We start from the raw sequence: 18,880 nt of genomic DNA on the forward strand, positions 1-18,880 counted from the left end.
GTGTAATGTTGAATTGACTGTGCCGGTATTGCTACCGATTGGTCACTCAGTTCATTGATAAATCTTTTGGATTATCATCAACGAGTGCCCACACAGATTGATAGGTTTACATTGTTAAAGAGCATTTCTTCTTAGCATGTCGCTCCCTAAGAAGAGGCGGCTATTCTAGCGAGATAAACTTGAGTGTCAACCACTTTTTACCAATTATTTCGCTTTTCTTTTTTGACCTGTCGACACTGCTTTTCTAGCTTACTAGCCCTTGCCCTGTCGACGAGGAGGCATTATAGAGATCGTAATCACATTGGCAAGAGGAAATTTAAAAAAAATGCAAAAACACCAGCTAAACGTCCAATATTCACCCAACACTTTATTTATTCACGTTTTCCCATAAACTTTCAAGAACATATTCACAGTTTTATCCACAGTCGCCCTTGTGTCGTCTTTATTTTATGGCGGCTAGAGACAATTTTATAAGCCTCTAACCTTTGAGCAGTCTCTACTATATACCAGAGCCATCGCTTTCATCGTCGTCATGAAGGCCACACTCTCGCTTTAGTCCATAGAAACGAGTTTGCTCTTCAGTCATGCCCGGCTGCCATTTTTGACTTGTGTGTATATCACCAATAGACAAATAGCCTTCATCTCGCAAAGGGTGATACGCTAAATCGTATTGTTTCAGATAGTAGTGCACGTCTTTATTTGTCCAATCGATAATAGGCAACAACTTAAAGACACCATTTTGCACAGACAATATAGGCAAATTAGCACGAGAGCTGGATTGTTCACGGCGAAGTCCAGAAAACCACACTTTCGCCTCCAACTCACTGAGTGCTCTGCGCATCGGCTCAACCTTATTTAGGTGATTATATTTCTCTATGCCATTCACTCCCTGTTGCCACAATTTGCCATAGCGAGCTTCTTGCCATGATGGGCTCAGATGTGAGCGATAGACCTTAAGGTTAAGACTTAACTTATTCGTCAGTTCATCAATAAATTGGTAAGTTTCCGGGAATAGATAGCCAGTATCCGTAAGTATCACTGGAATGTCAGGTTTTGCTTGGGTAACAAGATGCAGCATGACTGCTGCTTGAATCCCAAAGCTCGACGATACTATCTGCTCACCATCAAGATTCTCGATTGCCCAATTCACCCTTTCTTGAGCCGTTTTTTTTTCAAGCTGAATGTTGATCTGCGCCAGTCTCAAGGTTTGCTCAGTCTTTGTTGCCCTGAGTAGATCGGCAAGTTCAGGCTTCTCAATCACGCTATCATGCATAAAAATCCCTCTTTGACACTTTCACTTCCTCAATAATTCCAGTGCGAATGGTAAAATCCCCGAAACACTCACCCTCTATGCGTTTTTTGGACCAAAGACCAACGAGGTGATCAATTTCTTGCAAAATCTGTTGATCAGTAATGTTTTCTTTATACATTTTGGGCACTCGAGTACCGCCGCGATTTCCCCCCAAATGCAGGTTGTAACGCCCTGGAGCTTTGCCCACCAGACCAATCTCTGCCAACATGGCACGCCCACATCCATTGGGACACCCCGTCACGCGTAATATGATATTGTCTTGTTCAGGTAAGCCATGCTTACGTAGGATGTTTTCCACATCGGTAACAAACTGAGGTAAGAAACGTTCCGCTTCTGCCATTGCTAACGGACAGGTTGGAAACGCCACGCAAGCCATCGAATTCTTTCGTTGCTCACTGACCGTCTCATCCATTAAACCATGTTCAATTGCAATGCGTTCAATTTGAGCTTTGTCTTCAACAGGCACACCAGCAACAATAAGGTTTTGATTCGCTGTCATACGAAAATCGCCTTGGTGAATTTTGGCAATTTTCGCCACACCCGATTTAAGCGGCTTATTGGGATAGTCAAGCAAACGACCATTTTCAATGAAGAGTGTTAAATGATGTTTGCCATCTACGCCCTCGACCCAACCAATTCGGTCACCTCGCTCGGTAAATTCGTACGGCCGACTCTTTTGAAACTTTACACCAGCACGCTTTTCTACTTCAGCCTTAAACACATCACTGCCTACTCTATCTAGGGTGTATTTTGTTTTGGCGTTTTTGCGATTAGACCGATTTCCCCAGTCTCGCTGAGTGGTCACAACGGCTGTGGCCACATCCAACGTTTTATCAAGAGGAATATAACCGAAGTCATCAGCACGCCTTGGATACGTCGACGTGTCACCGTGCGTCATTGCCAAACCACCGCCAACGAGAACATTAAAGCCCACCAGCTTACCTTGCTCAGCAATCGCGACAAAGTTAAGGTCATTGGCATGAACATCGACATCATTTTGTGGTGGTATCACCACGGTAGTTTTAAACTTTCGCGGTAAATAGTGTTTACCTAAAATCGGTTCATCATCTTCTGTCGTCTCAACTTTTTCTCCATCTAGCCAAATTTCAGCATAAGCTTTGGTTTTAGGTAATAGATGTTCACTGATCTTTTGCGCCCACTGATAAGCTTGTTGATGGAGCTCTGACTCAACAGGGTTCGTCGTACACAGTACATTACGATTTACATCACCCGCAGTCGCAATCGAGTCAATACCAATACTGTTAAGCGTCTGATGCATAAGCTTGATATTTGGTTTTAGTACGCCATGAAATTGGAAAGTCTGGCGTGTGGTAAGCCGAATACTGCCATAGAGAGAATGCTCTGTTGCAAACTTATCAATCGCGAGCCATTGCTGTGGCGATATTATTCCGCCAGGCATGCGCGCTCTGAGCATCACATTATGTAATGGTTCTAGTCTTTGTTTAGCCCGTTCGTTGCGTATGTCACGATCATCCTGCTGATACATGCCATGAAAACGTATCAACTGAAAGTTATCGGCAGTAAATCCCCCCGTGATCGGATCTTGCAGATCTTGCTCGATCGTACCGCGCAGAAAGTTACTGTCTCTTTTTAGACGTTCGTTATCGGCCAATGGGCCAAGCTCTTCGCCTAGTACAGACTGAGTGTGAGTGGTAGAAGTGCTCATTAATATACATCCCTTTGATAACGTTTTTCTTTACGCAGTTGATTGATAAACTCTTCGGCATCATTGTGCGAACGGTGTCCATATTGCTCAACCACATGGATCAAGGCTTGATGAACATCTTTTGCCATTCGAGTGGCATCTCCGCAGACATAGATGTATGCGCCTTGCTCAAGCCAGCGCCAAACTTCTTCACCTTTTTCCAAAATTCGATGTTGAACATAGACCTTTTCCCCTTGATCGCGACTAAATGCCACATCAAGATAATTGAGCACTCCAGACTTTAAGTACTTCTGCCATTCCACTTGATAGAGAAAGTCTTGGGTAAAAGTTCGATCGCCAAAAAACAACCAATTTTTGCCTTGTGCTTCACGAGCCTCTCGCTCTTGAAGAAAACTGCGAAACGGCGCAACACCTGTTCCAGGGCCTATCATGATAATGGGGGTGGTATCGTCGGCTGGCAGCTTAAAGCTGTTATTGTGTTCAACAAACACTTTCACTTGTGCGCCTTCATCGAGGCGATGACAGAGAAAACTCGATGCGCCACCAAAGCGTTGCTCATCTTCATGTTGATACTCAACCACTCCCACGGTTAAGTGAACCTCTTGTTCAACCTCGGCTTGACTTGATGCAATGGAATACAAACGAGGGGTCAATCGACGAAGTAGTCCCACTAATTCTTGTGCCGATAGTTGGGTTTTCTTCTCGCCAAGTACATCGATTATCTGAGTCTGATTAGCGTAGTGGCGCAACTTATCTTTATCGTCTATCAGCTCCAGCAGTTTTTGACTCCCCGAAGCTTGAGCAAACTTGGTTACAAACTGTGGATTGGCGGCTGTAATTTCAAAATGGCGCACTAAAGCGCTATGAACAGAGAGGCTTTCCCCGTCAAGTTCGATGCTTTCAACGCCAGAAAGACCGACTTGAGATAAGATAGCATTGGCTAAATCTGAGCTATTTTCATACCACACTCCGAGCGCATCACCGGGCTGATAACTCAAACCTGAGCCTGCTAAATCGATCTCTATATGACGTACATCTTTGCCAGAATCACGACCTGTGATTTTCTGATTGGTCACTAGCGTCGCTGGAAAAGGGTGGCTTTTATTATAAGGTGATGAAACCGCAGCTTGGCTCAATGGTAATTGCACAACCTGTGCTTCATTGCTTGCTGATGCAAGATCTTGCTTGACCAGATCCAACGCTTGCTGGCGCCAATTTTTAGCATCAGTTCCATAATCTACATCGCAATCAATACGCTCTATAAATGGAGTGGCTCCTAGCTTGGAAAGGTAAGAATCAAAATCTTTGCCTGTTTGACAGAAAAACTCATAGCTAGAATCACCCAAAGCAATAACACCATAGTGCAAATTTGGCAACTTAGGCGCTTTCTTCGACTGAAGAAATTCGTGTAACTCAATCGCATTATCCGGTGCCTCACCTTCGCCGTTGGTCGAGGCAACGATGATCACATGAGTTTCTTTGGCTAATTGTTTCCCTTTATAGTCACTGGCGTCATAAAGCTCAGCCGTAATGCCAAGAGCAGTCGCCTCTTTTTCTAAAGCTTCAGCTACCCCTTTAGCATTACCCGTTTGAGAGGCAAAAATAATGGTCAGTTTACCCGCTGGCTGAGCAGCAAGTGCAACTTGAGTACTCGATAAACCCTTGACGGAAACAGGTGACTGAGTTTGAGATAGTCCCCAAAAATAACCACTGACCCACGCCAATTGAGAAGGCGACAGATCTGACACACTCTGCTGAAGAGTGTTCAGCTGTTGGTCATTTAAAGGGGAAACGATTGATGGTAGTTCTATTGGTATCTGTCCCGAAGGTGACACCTTGTTATTTGAAGACATGGTCCCGACATCCCTATTCATTGCATGATGCTAGATTAACGACTCAGGCTAATAACAAGAAAGAATAGAAATGAATGTTTTATAACTTTTTGAATTAAAGAAAGACTGTTTTTTCATCGAAACAGATTAGTTTACTTCCACTCGAACCTGAGAAAAACCGACGGCCATGGCAGATTTTGACGCCAAGTCCAGATCCGAATAGTGGCATTCTTCACCATGAACATCGGTTAACAACACTAAACCACCTCGAGTATTGCGAAATTCTACAATCCAAGTGCCTTCTTCAGCAGAGGGTTCAATAATCGCCTCAACGAGCTGGTGCTCACGATACAGGTTTCTAAGCTCATTTATCGTCATATAAGTCCTTCCCACCACTAATGACAATTACCACTATTAATCATGGTATATGGAGCAATAAACTACTAAAAAAACCAACATCATATAACTAATAGACATAAAAAAACGCCACGATATTACGCAGCGTTTTATAGTTAAGCCAGACTAGAAGCTGTATTCCACTCCAAGGAAGAAACCGTCAGCCATAATAAATGGCTTGCCCAATATCGTATTGGTTGTGGTAGCTTTAAATTCATCAGATTCGAGATCGATCGCGCGATAGCCACCTCGGAAGGTGATTGTCGACTCTTTGAGCGGCATACGATACTGAACTCCAGCGGTTAAATCGGTACTCTTGATTCCGCTGCTATCACCAAAATTCATTTCACCGATAATATCAAAATTGGTATCTGGTACAGTAATTTCTGCATAACCATAAAAAGCCCAGATAAACCCGTCAAAGTCTTTGATTTGTCCGTTATCAGCATTTTTATATTTGGTATTACTCAGATCGCTAAAAGTAATACCGGCATCAAAGTGCAATAGATCACGACTCAAAATCGGGTAGTACAAGGTCAAATCCAGCTTATCAAACGCCATGTAGTCGTTATCAACACCCGTGGTTCTTAACCTAGCATTTGGCACATACTTATAGTCATGCTCGATGGCAACATAAACAGACGGAGTGACTTCTTTATCACGGTCAATCTCATTGACTTCTGTCTCTATCCACCAAGCATCAGCACCTACTTTTACGACAGTAGACTCCTCTGCCATCGCTGAAAAACTTGCCATTGACATTGCAACTGCAGTCATGACTGCCAGTGCTGTTTTGTTCATTGATTGAACTCCTGAGCCTATCGATCCTAAAATGTTGCAGCGATAGTAACACATTCTACAGGTGGGGAATTGTCAAATTCCTGCTCGAATTAACGGTGGCTATACACGTAATTTTTGAAAAACCAAATACCCACTGCAATTACAATAAGATATGGAATTAACTTAAATACAGCGCCCAACATTCCAAATAGCGCCATCACGAGTAATGCGAATCCCGCAGCCGTGAAAACCGTCAGCATGGTTAAGCCCGTAACCAGCAAGGTTGCAACAAAAACCAGTATAAAAATGAGTTCTAGCATAGTTTTCTCCTTTATTAATTTTCACATAGCAGAAACCACGCCAAGTTTTAAAATTAAGTAATTCATTGATTTTTAACAAATAAAAAGCTCGTCTTTATCAAACGAGCTTTGGAGAAATAGTAACGTTGGCGAAATTCACCAATCCACAAGTAAAGATTGGTGATATTTACACATTAAGTTCTTGAGGAATTTTGCTCAGCGCAGTTTCAACCACTTCTACCCCTGAACCTGGCTTGTGCGCATTTTCACTAATATAACGACGCCACTGGCGCGCCCCTGGCATATTTTGAAATAGACCTAACATATGACGGGTGATGTGACCAAGGTAAGCACCATTTGTAAGCTGTTGCTCAATGTAGGGATACATCTCTTCTACCACTTGAGTACGCTTTTTGACTGGCTTATCCAAACCAAATATATCTTGATCAACCTTAGCAAGTAGATATGGGTTTTGATAGGCTTTACGCCCAACCATAACACCATCTAAATGCACTAGGTGCTCTTTACTCTCTTCGAGACTCTTTACACCACCATTAATGGCAATGTTGAGATGAGCGAAATCTTGCTTGAGCTGATAAGCACGCGGATAGTCGAGCGGCGGGATCTCTCGATTTTCTTTTGGACTCAGTCCAGATAGCCAAGCCTTACGCGCATGAATGGTAAACTGCTCACAGCCACCTTTTTCAGACACAATGGAGACAAAATCCGTCAAAAACTCATACGAGTCCTGCTCATCAATGCCAATACGGGTTTTGACTGTGACGGGAATATCCACCACCTCACGCATTGCCGCGATACAATCGGCCACCAGCTGAGGTTCTGCCATTAAGCATGCGCCAAAGCGGCCATTTTGCACTCGATCTGACGGGCAACCAACATTAAGGTTCACCTCATCATAGCCTCTTTGCTGCGCGAGCTTGGCACATGTCGCCAAATCCTTCGGGTTTGAACCACCAAGTTGCAGCGCCACCGGATGCTCTTCTTGGTTATAAGCCAAAAAGTCACCTTTACCATGAATGATCGCGCCAGTCGTCACCATCTCGGTATAGAGCAAAGATTCACTGGTCAGCAAACGATGGAAGTAGCGACAATGGCGATCTGTCCAATCGAGCATGGGCGCTACGCTAAATCTGCCACTCTTTGACACATCAATATTACTAGACAAGTATATATTTTGCAAAGAATTATCTGTTTTCTGTTCTCGGTTCATTTTCAATTATTCTCAATCATTTTTCGCTATTGCGTGCCCCATATATATCCCAGTATTATAAGGGGCACGCATTCGAACAACTATCAAGGAACAATAGATGGCCAGCTTTACATTGGAGAAACGTAAAACCAGCAAAGGCGTACTGCGATATAGATGTGTTGTTCGATTAAAAAAAGGTAATGACGTAGTATATCGTGAATCTCGTACTTTCGGGAAAAAAGCCGACGCAAAAGCCTGGGGGACGGCGCTTGTATCTAAACTCGAAACGCATGGCCTACCAGGCAAAAATCCGGAAGTTACTGTTCGAGAGCTGCTCATCATGTACTTAAATGAACCTTACATTGCGAAAAGTATTGGTCGTTCAAAACGTTATGGTCTTAACATGCTAATCGATACAGAATTAGCGAAAATTCAAGCGAACAAGTTGACCGTAGCCAACCTTGTTCAGCACTGTAAAGATCGTAATGACGCGGGAACAAGCCCTCAAACAGTGTCCGGTGATATTTCATATCTTCGCAGTGTTCTTAGAGCAGCAAAGCCAATTTTTGGTATCGATGTTAACGATTCTGTCGTACAGGAAGCTTACTATACTCTTTATCAACACAATCTCATTGCCAAATCAAACCGAAGAAGCCGACGCCCTGATACGTCGGAGTTGAACAGAATCAAGGTAGAACTTCGGAAAAGACAAGAACATCATGCTGCTCATATCCCGTTTTTAGATATTTTGGATTTTTCTATTTTGAGCTGTATGCGGATTGGTGAAGTGTGCAAAATTCTATGGGAAGACGTAGACGAAGGAACTAGAGCTGTTAAGGTACGAGATCGTAAAGACCCCCGTAAAAAAGAAGGGAATCATATGTGGGTTCCACTTTTAGGAGAGGCCTGGGAAATCCTGAATAGACAGCCGAAGAGCTGCGACCGTATCTTTCCCTACAACAGCAAAAGTGTTTCCGCTGGCTTCCAACGTGTAAGAAGCTCACTAGGAATCCAAGACCTTAGATATCATGATCTTAGGAGGGAGGGAGCAAGCCGTTTATTTGAACAAGGCTTTTCCATTGAGGAAGTAGCTCAAGTGACTGGTCATAGGAATCTAAACACCCTTTGGCAAATTTACACTGAGCTTTTTCCAAATCGCGTGCATGAAAAATTCAATTCACTCCAAAGGCTAAAACAAATGGATCAAGAGCTTTAATGCTACAATCGAGGATTACACCTAACCTCCTTTGCTTCACGGAAATTTAGCCTTTGGATTAGCCTTTATTGGATTGCTTCGCTCTGAGAAACCACTTCATCCCAAGTATGCAATATCTTCGATAAGTGCTGATGCTTTTTATTAAACTCCGTGCTGTTCAAAACAGCCTTGTACGGAGCACTAAGGTCAGAACAGTAGATATTAGTCCCTATCAATTGAAGCGTATCAGAAAGTGAACCACCACTAGCATCTAGTCCCAACTTATCGACTGTTTCACTACTAACAAGTGCCTGAACAACGTTAGTGAAGCCCCGTGAGTTTAACTGCTCAATCGTCAATTTTGTTTTACAACTACTTTCCACAGCTACTTTATACTGAATTCTTTATTTGGCGTTTACCGGAGCCATCGAGTTCATTGCTAGCAAATATGCATCTGCTTAGGTTTGAAAACAATTTTTGGACAAAATTTTTGGACAAAGTTTGAAACTCACTTTTTGGACAAAAGTGAGTTACGAATTTCAGCCGATATTTGGACTGTAGATAACCTCAGCTACTGCAAATCATTTAGAACACCACAAAATAACGCCCAATAGTACAGTGTTGCTATCGAAGAGCCTGCTCAAAGCCTATAAAACGCACAAAACTACTACTTTTAGTTTGCGCATCTAAACCGTCCAGCATAATTAGAAAAAATCCTCCATTAGGAGCCTTAATCGTTATTAGAAAATGAATCATCTGATTGACTATGGAGCTTTGATTGCAGCCTTCAAGCCGTTGTAGAGTTCCGGTTGACTCATACTTACTGATGAAACTATAGCGCGAAAAGACGAAATAGCTTTCTCAATGTCAGTTGTGTTTTTTAAACCACCTGCTAACGCGTCATTCAGATGTATACATAGTGGTAGGGTTGTTTCTACAACAGAACTCCAAGTTTGTTTTGCTTCAGACGGTGACATGTTCCCAAATGCAATTCTAAACCTGTTTGGTACTTGTCTACCTAAAAATACCTCAGTACAGGCAGCTATTGCTGATGTGAAAAGGTATATAGAACCACGTTGTCGGAAAAATGCTAAGATGTCCTCATCAACTTTTGTTAGTGAAGCTTTTGTTGAAATTTGTTGTTTTTTCTCTGTGATCGCTTTTACAAGACTGTATGCGCACACTATATGCGTCGCTTTCGTATTTTCATTGAAATATTTAGAGTAATATCTGTCGTTAACCCAAATACCTGATTTCTGGTTATAGGCCACAATTGGATCCCCATGAAAAGCTGCCAACGCTTGACCCACAGCATATGATGCTAAAAGGTTAGGCCGTCTTTTTATCGCGTCACCAGCTCCACCACGCCTTCCTCCTTCGTATTCTGCTTCTGGGATATAACGCATTTCATCTTTGAGGCGCTTCTGTATTTTATCTGTGCTCCTAAAATCCGCAGCTTCAACTTTATTTTGGCTATTGTTGAACTGGATTATACGTTGTACAAGGTCTGCATCACCGTTGTCTATTGCAATAAAACGAGCTTGAACCATTGCATACTTTGAAGGCAACCTCCTCGCACTACCTATTGCGCCAGTCGTTTGTGCTCCATTTACAATGGATAAACCCTCCAACATCAATTGGTCATTTTCGTAGGAAAAACCATGAGTTAAAATTGTAAGACCGTTGTTATAAGCCCAAAAGTTTTGTGGGTCGTTCTCCGCAGTATTCTTTATTCCATTATTTATGTTGGAATTGCTCGAACGAGAACCCAAGTAATCACGAATATTCGCAGAGAATACTTTCGTTTTATACTTTTTGTATAATCGATATAAATCTTGTAGAGAAATTGCAGTGTTAAATGCTTCCCAATGGGGCCCTTTAACCGTATAGCCATCGTTACATTGTATCGTGACTGTTTCGCTTACTAAAATCGGGGTCTGACATTCTTCATACCAGTCAGACAGCATTGTTTGACCGACTTCATAGGCATGGACATCTAATTTAGTTGCTGGGAAGGCTGCGTTAAGTGCCGTTATGGCAGTCTGCTGTACAGATACAAGCTCATCATGTACGTTTTGAGACTCGGGCAAGTTATGGACATACCAGATGTAAACCGTCTTTATCTGCTTTTCACTTAAAGCTGTTCGGAAGTTAATAGCTGCTGACTTAATTCGGTCCGGTACATCAGAAATGTTACGTTGGATAAGCCATGCAAGACCTGTATTAAGATCAGACGCCTTATTGGAAGGGGCTGTAGGACGCTCTTTTGTCGAGTAGTAACACTGACAAATTACAGCGTATTCGTCTTCGGTATTTATATATACGAGATCTAATTTTTTATCATCATACCCATCAGTAATTGCGTCAGCAGCTATGTTTTGAAGATCGTCTACACCAAACTTTAGGGCAAGAGAAAACAGTGCTAATCCATTATCTCCATATTCAGTTAAATCTGAATTTGACTCATAAGCATTCTTCCAACTACTCATATGTTCCCTTTTAGCTAACTTTAGTTGCACTGCAACCAATGTAGTTTGCGTCAGTAACAGAATCAACAACGCAATCCAAATAGATGTTTATGATCACATAGCTTTTCAACTTGGTATGAAGACGATCATCTTATTAAAGTGTCCAGACGATGATAGCCCATCGAATTTACCCTCTTAATACATCGCAGGAGGTTACAGCAAACAGCATTGCCAATTTGGATAACTTTTTATAGGGCTTTTGCTCGTCAATAACTTGTGAATGAGTTTTTACCTAAACAGTTTTTGGGGCAGCATAATAAAACCCATAACACAAAATTCTTGTTCACAAATCATCAATATCAATGTCAATTTCTGGAGAGTTATCTCTTTGTTTAACTAGTTCTCGGTCTTGCTCATCTTCGTCAAATTCAATTTGGGAACAGTCAAAAACATCACGTCGTTCAACGAGAAAGTCGCTATCTGCCTTGTCCGCATCTTTCGAATAAGCTTCCCAATCACGCATAGTCGCTAGCTCATCAGCGTGTGCCGTATGACTCGTTAAACCTTTTAAAACGTCTTTTTCTCGCAACCGTTTTTTACTCATAGTTCCCCCTCTCGGCTCGAAAGTAACACTAGATAATTTGTAGCATACTAAGTAGACAATCTTAATAAAAGTCTACGCTGATACATAAATGGTCCTCTGAGCACTACGAACAAAGTGCAATATCCCTCCGCACTGCAAACCTCATCACAAAACCACAATTATCTGCTGAGAGCAAAAACCGTCATTTTCACTAGCTCTACGGTCTTCTTAAATACCCCCGAAGCAAATCCACTATCAAATCAGTCACTTTGTCAGCCTCTTTGATCGCTCACTCCATGTTTTATCAAAGTGATACTTTCAACAAAAATTGTTACAGTTCCGCCATTTAATATGCATGTAGATTGATTACCCGCAGTGGTTGGGTCATAAGAGTGAAGCGGTATGGCGAATGATATTGAGTTTAGCTTTGAGGTCTCTGGGTTTTTAGGGGCGTTCAAAGTAGAAAGTTTTCAGGTAACGGAGGGTCTGTCTGCCCCGTTTGAAATGAGCCTGACCGTCTTATCTGAAAATGATGACATTAGCTTCGAGGCGCTGAGCAGAAAAACCGGCGTGCTGAGTGTTTATGGTCAAGGTTTAGCGGCGGCTCGCCACTTTAATGGCAGCGTTTCAGAGCTAAGTTATCTAGGCACTGGTCGGCGTTACTCTCGCTACCAGATTACGTTGGTGCCTCAGCTTTGGTTTTTGACCCAGCGCCAAGATTGCCGCATTTTCCAAAACAAAACCGCGCCAGATATTATTCGCCATGTGTTTGATGACGCGGGGATGAGCGATTACCGCTTTGAACTGGCAGGCCAATATCAAGAAAAAGACTACGTATTGCAATACCGCGAAAATGACCACCATTTTGTTCAGCGCCTTTTAGCCGAGCACGGCATGTGGTTTTACTTTGAGCACAGTGATAGCGCGCATACCATGGTGATTGTTGACAGTAACGACGCTATTCCTGAGCTTGTCAGCACGCCGCTTAACGCTTCTTATCTTGGGCCTATGCTGTTTCACTCTCAGGGCGGCGGCGTGTCCGATAAAGAGCACATTTTCGATTTAGAACAAGTACACCGAGCCTTAACCGGTTATGTGAGCTACAGCGACTATAACTACCTCACTCCGAGTATACCCCAAGGCCAAGATGCTGAAGACAAGGTCAATTGGGACTTGCAGCGCTACGATTACCCTGGACGTTACACTTCTCCAGATTTTGGTGGCCAGCGCAGCAAGGAATGGATGTCAGAATACAAGGTTGATAGCCATCAAATTCATGCCTCAAGTAATATTATGCGTTTGGCATCAGGCTTAAGTTTTGAGATAAGCGAGCATCCGCGCTCCTCGGTCAATCGTGATTACCTAATGCTCTCTGTGATGCATTCTGGTGACAACCCTCGCGTGCACGAAGAAGAAGGTGCCGATGCCCCAACCCACTACCAAAATCAGTTTGTTTGTCTGCCGCGTGATGTGACCTATCGCGCGCCGAAAATGGCCTCCCCTGTGGTAGATGGGCCGCAAACGGCGGTCGTCGTTGGGCCTGCGGGCGAAGAAATCTACACCGATGAGCTTGGCCGAATTAAAGTGCAATTTCACTGGGACCGTTACGGGCAAAGTGATGAGCATAGCTCATGCTGGCTGCGAGTCAGCCAATCGATGGCCGCGCCGAACTGGGGCGCCGTGTATCTGCCGCGCATCGGCCATGAGGTGGTGGTGACCTTTTTAGAAGGTGATCCTGATAGGCCGCTTGTCACAGGGGCGGTGTATAACGGCTTGCATACCCCACCTTATGAGCTTCCAGAGCATAAAACCCGCACCGTTTTTCGCACCCAAAGCCATAAGGCAGATGGTTACAACGAAATGCACTTTGAAGATGATAATGACCAAGAAATGGTGCATTTTCGCGCGCAAAAGGACATGAAAACCAAGGTACTGAATAATCGCTACCGAGATATAGGCAACGATGAAGAACTTAAAGTGGGCCGAAACCAAGAAAATAACGTCCATGGCGATCGCAAAGAAACCATTCACGGCCACAAAACCTCAGTGACAAAACAAACGTTTATGGAGCAGGTCGAGCAAGATGTGACGGTCACCTACAACGCCAACCAAACCATCAATGTCGGGAAAAACAGAGATTGGTATGTGGATGAGCATCGTGTCACCCATATCGGGAAAAATGACACTCTAGAAGTCGGTGAACGCCAAGGCAGTGTAGCGCTGGCTTCTCGCTCAACCAATATTGGTGCCGATGACAGCCTTAGCGTAGGCAATCATCTTCAAGTGGAAGTCAACGGCAATACGTCGATTCGAGCCGAAGGCAGCACCGCCATTGTCTCAGCAGATGAAATCAAAGTTCAAGTCGGCGCATCAAGCTTGGTGCTCAAAAGCAGTGGCACCATTCACCTTAACGGGACCGCCATCACCATTGATGGGGCAAGTGATGTCAAAGCGATAGGTGGTCGAGTCAAGATTAACCCCAGCGGTGCATCGCACGGTAACGTCAGCGTGCACACCCAGTACCCTAAGGGCCTATCCATTATGAAAAAAAACTTGCCTGTAATGACGCCTGCTGCCTATCAAGGCTTGGTTGAAGAAGGCAGTCTTATGCAGGAACTTTGCGATTGCGGGAGTAGCGGCACATGTCAAATACACAGTTAACGACTCAATGGCGCATTCAAAGTGATAGTGTGCCTCACCTAGTTGAAGGGCAGAGTGTGTATGCCATTATCGAGCCCCAGCTTTGGCCGGATTGGAGGGCCACTCTCAGTGCTTATATAGAACCCCTTGATGTTCAACCTTTGATGGCGGGAACGCGATTGTCTCATCTGCCTAATGGTCCAATGTTTATTCCTTTAAACAACCTTCAAGAGGCACTTCAAGCCTGCGTTGAGGAGATGAGTGCCTCACCTTGCGGATGTTTAGTATGGAGCCCAAACACCATCGCCACAGAAGCGGTCGCAACATCGTTACGCCAGCGCCTTTTTATGCCTACAGGGAGCGGTGAAACGCTATTTCGTTATTACGAACCCAGAGCTTTATTGCCGTTAATGGCATCGCTCAGTGACGATGCTCGGAAAGCTCTCTTTCCCTTATTGTCTCGCCTGCAATGGCATGACGGCACATGGATGAGCGTGTCATTAAACGCCCCCGTGACGCCCACACAGCCAATAGAGCCTTGGACACTTTCACAAGAACAACTCAGTACGATGCAACGTATCGCACAGCAATGGTGATGAACTCATGAGCACCCAACCTTATGTGATTAAACCCGGCGATACCTTGATTGGTATCGGTATCGCGCAAAACGTTAACTTTACGACCTTGTTGCGATTAAACCCACAGTATCAACCCAATCCTGACTTGATTGTGGCGGGTGATACCCTACAGCTTCCTGCGCCGCAAGAGACCAAACCTGTGCAGCCCGACTTTCCCGTCGAGCCAGTGACGGCCATGTGCATCAAGAAAAAAGGGCGTCTTGTCATGCCCCCTTTATGCGAGACCAAAGACATTGACGATGTGGTGTTTGCTACCGGTGAGCCCGGTAATCATTTTTACTGCTTAACCGCAGAAGCGGTGGAAAAGCTTGATGAAGAAATTGAGCAAACTCAAACCCTATTCCAGTGCTATCAAGACGTAGTCAGCAGCGCGCCTCAAGGGACACAAACTTGGGCTGAGATAGAAAAACACGCCGAGCAACGCCAAGCACTGTGTGAAAAGCTTATCTACGCTGGCGTATTGCCTGCACCAAAAAACAAACACCAAGCTTCTGCAAGAGCAGAGCAGCTTCGCAAAGAAAAGGAAGCGAAAGAGAAGGCGCTTGAAAACCAGCGACTCGCGAATGCAAAAGTCACAGAGATAAAAAACCGCATTGACTACATCAAGGCCTATGACCACTGGTATGGGACGCAAGACTCAACCGACAAACTCAAAGCGCATTTGACCAAGACGGCGGTCCCTAATTTGGAAAGCCAGCTAGCTAAGTGGGAAACCATCGCCAAGCAAGCGCTGCCCCCTGAAGCACCCAATGCTCAGTCTGTTAACCCTGCTAGGTTAGGCAACACCAGAGAAACCCGTTTGGACGGCATTATTAACCGCTCTGGGGTACGCGAGCTCTACTCGATTAACCGCGGTATTTATCTCTACGTTAGAGAAGCCTTTTTTGAACGTGAAACTCGAATTCGTCACTCATGGATGACCTTATCCAGCACCACCCATTCCTATCGCGCGTTTACCCAAGGGGATATTAAAGCCCTAGGTCAAGCCATTGCTCAAGACATCTCTGAAGATACGGTCAAAAAAGCCTTAAACCCTGACCTCAAGGCTAGCCTTGCGAAATGGCAAGCGCCGGGCGGAAAAATTGCCGAATGGAAAGCGACCAGCTCACTGCTGCGCGATAGCGATGACAACACCATATTTGCCGTCAGTGCCGAAGCGCAGCTTGGCCGTTGGGGGATGCAAGCCGCGGTGGATGCAGAGCTCAACCCGTTTAATAAAGATGAGCACGGCAGAGCGGATGTGCAAGTAGACTTAGGAGTCGGAGTCCAAGCGGCGCTTTCTGTGTTTGAGGCGGCGGTTGCCGCCGAGCTGTTTTTGCCCAGCGATGCAGGCTATACCCCTTGCCTAAGCTACAAAGACGCGAATGGTCAGACCGCCACTTACTCATACGGCAGTTTTAGATTTAATGCCAAAGTAAAACTGGGCTGTTTTGTCGGTGTCACGGGGCAAGCAAGAGCGGGTATCAGCAATAAAACTCGTGAAGCAGGTGATGATGTCGGTATTTTGTTTGACCCAAACGTCACCATGGGCAATATCAATGGTCAAGTAGGCTTTAAAGCGGGCATATTTGGTGGCGGGCAGCTAAGCGGTGAATTTGCAGGGGGCGTTCAATGGAAAGAGCCACAAAAAGACACTATCACTGATTTCAGTGCGTTGGCAGAGATAAAACTGGAAGGCAATATCTCTGTGGGTGGCGGTTATAGTGCTGACTTTGAACTGTATTCGGATGGAAATCAGCTATTTCTGAAGGTTTCAGCCAAGTTGGTTTGGGGGATCGGTGGCGGTGGCGGTTTTGCCATTGCCATAGATGGACAAGCTATCTGGCAACTGGCGAAAGTGATTTGGCAAGGGCTGCAATATATCGATTACCGCTTACTCAACAATATCAACCCCGAGGCTTATGAATATTTAGTCGATGCTACCTATATGGCCTTTACTGCGGTCAAAACGATTACTTCACCTGCTAACGCGCTTGAGTTAGTGGTTTCTGCTGGCAAAAGCGCTGTCGATAAAATGAAAGAAAAGAGGGAAGAAACTTTAAATCTCGAAAAAGAAGCGATTGTATTGGCAGAACGGGTTATCAATGACTCGACTCGTAGTGGGGTTCCTTTTAACCAGCTCCCCCCAGAAGCCATAGGCCGCATGCTTGATACCTTAACCCGTACCTTTATGTTTAATTGGGAAGAAAAACAAGAACTTGCAATCTGCAAGCTGTTACAAAAGAGCACCTACAGCTGGCATAAGTTTGAAGAAATTTTGGCAAGGATGAACCCAACAGGTAGCAAAATGCGCGGTGAAAAGGCGCTATTTGAAAGCATTGAGCGAATCAATGCCATTCTTGATAATAAGCAGCAAGCGATGTTTAATCGCTGGGTGGCGACACTCACCGAAGTCAACTTGGCTGATAAGGTGGCGCTCACGCCATTTGAGGCCTATCAACAAATGGACTTTATTCAAAAGCGGACCCAAGTTGAGCAGCAATACGCCGCTTTATATGGAAATCCTACCTCTTACCCTTATGTCTAAAACCGTGGCCCCGACGGGCCACGATTAGTTGATAGGCGTTGCACTTTGTACAGCGCAGCGAAAACTGTCTGTTACTGAGTAGTGTTCCAAAACGAGATCTTCTGCATAACGGCCAAATGACATACCGTTACTTCGGCTATCCCGCATCACTTTTTGTGTACCAGAGTTTGGTCCTTTCGGATTAAACTCCGGCGAACTTAAATAGTAATCCTTTGCATACCAATCATTAACCCATTCGCTGATCCCATTGCTCATACCAAAAATACCAAGCGGGTTAGCAGGCCAATAACCAATATATTTTTCCTTGCTGGTGTCACTATTTACTTCTGAAGGTAAGTTCTCAACATATTTGTCAGTAACAGGGTCAAAATACTGACCTTCAGAAAAAGAGCGATAACCATTATTGGTAGCATAGTAGTAATGCTGACCTCGACTTCTTGCCGCGTATTCCCACTGCGCTTCGGTCGGTAAATCAAACGCTAAACCAGACATGTCACCCAGCCATTGGCAGTAGTCTTTGGCTTCTTGCCACGATTTAGTATACGTCGCTCTTGTATGTTTTAAGTTGTACTTCATCGCATTGTGGTATTGATCATCTGTGCGCTTCATTGGTCTAGCTTGCATCGGGATGATACTGACATAGTAGGTCATGGCAGGCGGCAGTTGATTAATCTGGCGCATCCACTCCATATCCAAAAAACTGGTCTCATATTTCGATATCGAGTAAGAATCCAGTGTGACTTTATGTAAGTATTGAGCACCATACATACTGCTAGCAAAATGACTAAGGCACTCGGCATCAGGAGACCAATCAAGGCGATTCTCTGTCTTGGTCGGAAAATCACAATCCATTTTAAAATCGCCCATATCAAAGCTGCCGCCTTCAACAAACACCATATTTTCAATAGCGCGAACCACAGCTTCAGCCGCCTTTTGCTTTTGCTCCTGCGTCGCTTCTGGATAACGCGCATCAATGTTCGACACAATGGTCTCGATTTGCTGCTTAGAAACCGTTTCACTAGAGAGCTGTATACTGGAGCCACTGTTGCAAGCGATTAATAAAGGCAATGTACATGTTAAACCTAACCATCTGTTTTTCATTCGGTATTCCTTTCGTTTGATGCGCATATTTTACGCATAAACACTCCAAGAAGACAGTTGCAAAAACACTATATGACTAGTGATAACGATGGGATTATTGTTGGGAAACAAGTTTTAACTCAGTAGACAAGAGTTATTCTCATAGCTCCTCCTGTAAACTTTAGCATCCTTATTTTTACATTGATTAATTTACGGATTTATTTACAAAATAA

The 18,880-nt window shown here is 44.2% G+C and carries 15 protein-coding genes; 4 read left to right on the plus strand and 11 right to left on the minus strand.

The features are described 5' to 3' along the window. Window positions 1-499 precede the first annotated feature (499 nt). From QQK21_RS04320 to dusA, 7 genes are all read right to left on the minus strand, one after another. Window positions 500-1,273 (minus strand): phosphoadenylyl-sulfate reductase, encoded by a 774-nt coding sequence (locus tag QQK21_RS04320; RefSeq protein ID WP_284190974.1) that lies wholly within the window; start codon window positions 1,271-1,273, stop codon window positions 500-502. After that, on the minus strand, window positions 1,266-2,999 hold the full coding sequence (cysI, locus tag QQK21_RS04325) for an assimilatory sulfite reductase (NADPH) hemoprotein subunit (protein WP_284190975.1): 1,734 nt from the start codon (window positions 2,997-2,999) through the stop codon (window positions 1,266-1,268). Before cysI ends, QQK21_RS04320 begins: the two co-directional genes overlap by 8 nt. Then, window positions 2,999-4,852, minus strand: coding sequence for an assimilatory sulfite reductase (NADPH) flavoprotein subunit (locus QQK21_RS04330; RefSeq protein ID WP_284190976.1), 1,854 nt, complete (start codon window positions 4,850-4,852; stop codon window positions 2,999-3,001). Before QQK21_RS04330 ends, cysI begins: the two co-directional genes overlap by 1 nt. 126 nt (window positions 4,853-4,978) lie before the next feature. Further along, a complete protein-coding gene (locus QQK21_RS04335; protein WP_284190977.1) occupies window positions 4,979-5,209 on the minus strand; it encodes a hypothetical protein in 231 nt (76 codons plus the stop codon). A gap of 144 nt (window positions 5,210-5,353) precedes the next feature. Next, window positions 5,354-6,028, minus strand: a complete 675-nt coding sequence (locus QQK21_RS04340; RefSeq protein ID WP_284190978.1) for a TIGR04219 family outer membrane beta-barrel protein — start codon at window positions 6,026-6,028, stop codon at window positions 5,354-5,356. Window positions 6,029-6,117: 89 nt separating this feature from the next. Then, complete coding sequence (gene pspG / locus QQK21_RS04345) at window positions 6,118-6,327, minus strand: envelope stress response protein PspG (protein ID WP_284190979.1); 210 nt, start codon at window positions 6,325-6,327, stop codon at window positions 6,118-6,120. A gap of 166 nt (window positions 6,328-6,493) precedes the next feature. Then, the gene (gene dusA / locus QQK21_RS04350; protein WP_431313098.1) at window positions 6,494-7,537 is read right to left on the minus strand and encodes a tRNA dihydrouridine(20/20a) synthase DusA; all 1,044 of its coding nucleotides are present in this window, start codon (window positions 7,535-7,537) and stop codon (window positions 6,494-6,496) included. A 97-nt stretch (window positions 7,538-7,634) separates the two neighbouring features. Here dusA and QQK21_RS04355 point away from each other — a divergent pair, with 97 nt between their 5' ends. Further along, on the plus strand, window positions 7,635-8,732 hold the full coding sequence (locus tag QQK21_RS04355; protein ID WP_284190980.1) for a tyrosine-type recombinase/integrase: 1,098 nt from the start codon (window positions 7,635-7,637) through the stop codon (window positions 8,730-8,732). A gap of 65 nt (window positions 8,733-8,797) precedes the next feature. Here the strand turns inward: QQK21_RS04355 and QQK21_RS04360 are convergent, their stop codons facing one another. From QQK21_RS04360 to QQK21_RS04370, 3 genes are all read right to left on the minus strand, one after another. After that, window positions 8,798-9,094, minus strand: coding sequence for a hypothetical protein (locus QQK21_RS04360; protein WP_284190981.1), 297 nt, complete (start codon window positions 9,092-9,094; stop codon window positions 8,798-8,800). A gap of 381 nt (window positions 9,095-9,475) precedes the next feature. Beyond that, on the minus strand, window positions 9,476-11,200 hold the full coding sequence (locus QQK21_RS04365) for an AIPR family protein (RefSeq protein WP_284190982.1): 1,725 nt from the start codon (window positions 11,198-11,200) through the stop codon (window positions 9,476-9,478). A gap of 322 nt (window positions 11,201-11,522) precedes the next feature. Next, a complete protein-coding gene (locus QQK21_RS04370) occupies window positions 11,523-11,783 on the minus strand; it encodes a hypothetical protein (RefSeq protein ID WP_284190983.1) in 261 nt (86 codons plus the stop codon). Window positions 11,784-12,164: 381 nt separating this feature from the next. Between QQK21_RS04370 and QQK21_RS04375 the strand changes: the two genes are divergently transcribed. The 3 genes from QQK21_RS04375 to QQK21_RS04385 are packed head-to-tail and all read left to right on the plus strand — an operon-like array spanning window position 12,165 to window position 17,567. Next, a complete protein-coding gene (locus QQK21_RS04375) occupies window positions 12,165-14,423 on the plus strand; it encodes a type VI secretion system Vgr family protein (protein ID WP_284190984.1) in 2,259 nt (752 codons plus the stop codon). Next, window positions 14,405-14,998 carry a DUF4123 domain-containing protein gene (locus QQK21_RS04380; protein WP_284190985.1) on the plus strand — a complete coding sequence of 198 codons (594 nt, stop codon included), beginning with the start codon at window positions 14,405-14,407 and terminating at the stop codon, window positions 14,996-14,998. Before QQK21_RS04375 ends, QQK21_RS04380 begins: the two co-directional genes overlap by 19 nt. Before the next feature lie 7 nt (window positions 14,999-15,005). Beyond that, a complete protein-coding gene (locus QQK21_RS04385; protein ID WP_284190986.1) occupies window positions 15,006-17,567 on the plus strand; it encodes a LysM peptidoglycan-binding domain-containing protein in 2,562 nt (853 codons plus the stop codon). Window positions 17,568-17,591: 24 nt separating this feature from the next. On the opposite strand, the gene QQK21_RS04390 is transcribed toward QQK21_RS04385, so the two are convergent. Next, window positions 17,592-18,668, minus strand: coding sequence for a formylglycine-generating enzyme family protein (locus QQK21_RS04390; RefSeq protein ID WP_284190987.1), 1,077 nt, complete (start codon window positions 18,666-18,668; stop codon window positions 17,592-17,594). Window positions 18,669-18,880 lie beyond the last annotated feature (212 nt).

This window comes from Vibrio zhanjiangensis (assembly GCF_030161235.1).
In the GTDB taxonomy this organism is placed as follows: domain Bacteria; phylum Pseudomonadota; class Gammaproteobacteria; order Enterobacterales; family Vibrionaceae; genus Vibrio; species Vibrio zhanjiangensis.

What these genes read in the sequence shown, in the direction of transcription:
- QQK21_RS04320 (WP_284190974.1), bottom strand. Translation starts at nt 1,273, where the DNA reads ATGCATGATAGCGTGATTGAGAAGCCTGAACTTGCCGATCTACTCAGG.
- cysI (WP_284190975.1), bottom strand. Translation starts at nt 2,999, where the DNA reads ATGAGCACTTCTACCACTCACACTCAGTCTGTACTAGGCGAAGAGCTT.
- QQK21_RS04330 (WP_284190976.1), bottom strand. Translation starts at nt 4,852, where the DNA reads ATGTCTTCAAATAACAAGGTGTCACCTTCGGGACAGATACCAATAGAA.
- QQK21_RS04335 (WP_284190977.1), bottom strand. Translation starts at nt 5,209, where the DNA reads ATGACGATAAATGAGCTTAGAAACCTGTATCGTGAGCACCAGCTCGTT.
- QQK21_RS04340 (WP_284190978.1), bottom strand. Translation starts at nt 6,028, where the DNA reads ATGAACAAAACAGCACTGGCAGTCATGACTGCAGTTGCAATGTCAATG.
- pspG (WP_284190979.1), bottom strand. Translation starts at nt 6,327, where the DNA reads ATGCTAGAACTCATTTTTATACTGGTTTTTGTTGCAACCTTGCTGGTT.
- dusA (WP_431313098.1), bottom strand. Translation starts at nt 7,537, where the DNA reads ATGAACCGAGAACAGAAAACAGATAATTCTTTGCAAAATATATACTTG.
- QQK21_RS04355 (WP_284190980.1), top strand. Translation starts at nt 7,635, where the DNA reads ATGGCCAGCTTTACATTGGAGAAACGTAAAACCAGCAAAGGCGTACTG.
- QQK21_RS04365 (WP_284190982.1), bottom strand. Translation starts at nt 11,200, where the DNA reads ATGAGTAGTTGGAAGAATGCTTATGAGTCAAATTCAGATTTAACTGAA.
- QQK21_RS04370 (WP_284190983.1), bottom strand. Translation starts at nt 11,783, where the DNA reads ATGAGTAAAAAACGGTTGCGAGAAAAAGACGTTTTAAAAGGTTTAACG.
- QQK21_RS04375 (WP_284190984.1), top strand. Translation starts at nt 12,165, where the DNA reads ATGGCGAATGATATTGAGTTTAGCTTTGAGGTCTCTGGGTTTTTAGGG.
- QQK21_RS04380 (WP_284190985.1), top strand. Translation starts at nt 14,405, where the DNA reads ATGTCAAATACACAGTTAACGACTCAATGGCGCATTCAAAGTGATAGT.
- QQK21_RS04385 (WP_284190986.1), top strand. Translation starts at nt 15,006, where the DNA reads ATGAGCACCCAACCTTATGTGATTAAACCCGGCGATACCTTGATTGGT.
- QQK21_RS04390 (WP_284190987.1), bottom strand. Translation starts at nt 18,668, where the DNA reads ATGAAAAACAGATGGTTAGGTTTAACATGTACATTGCCTTTATTAATC.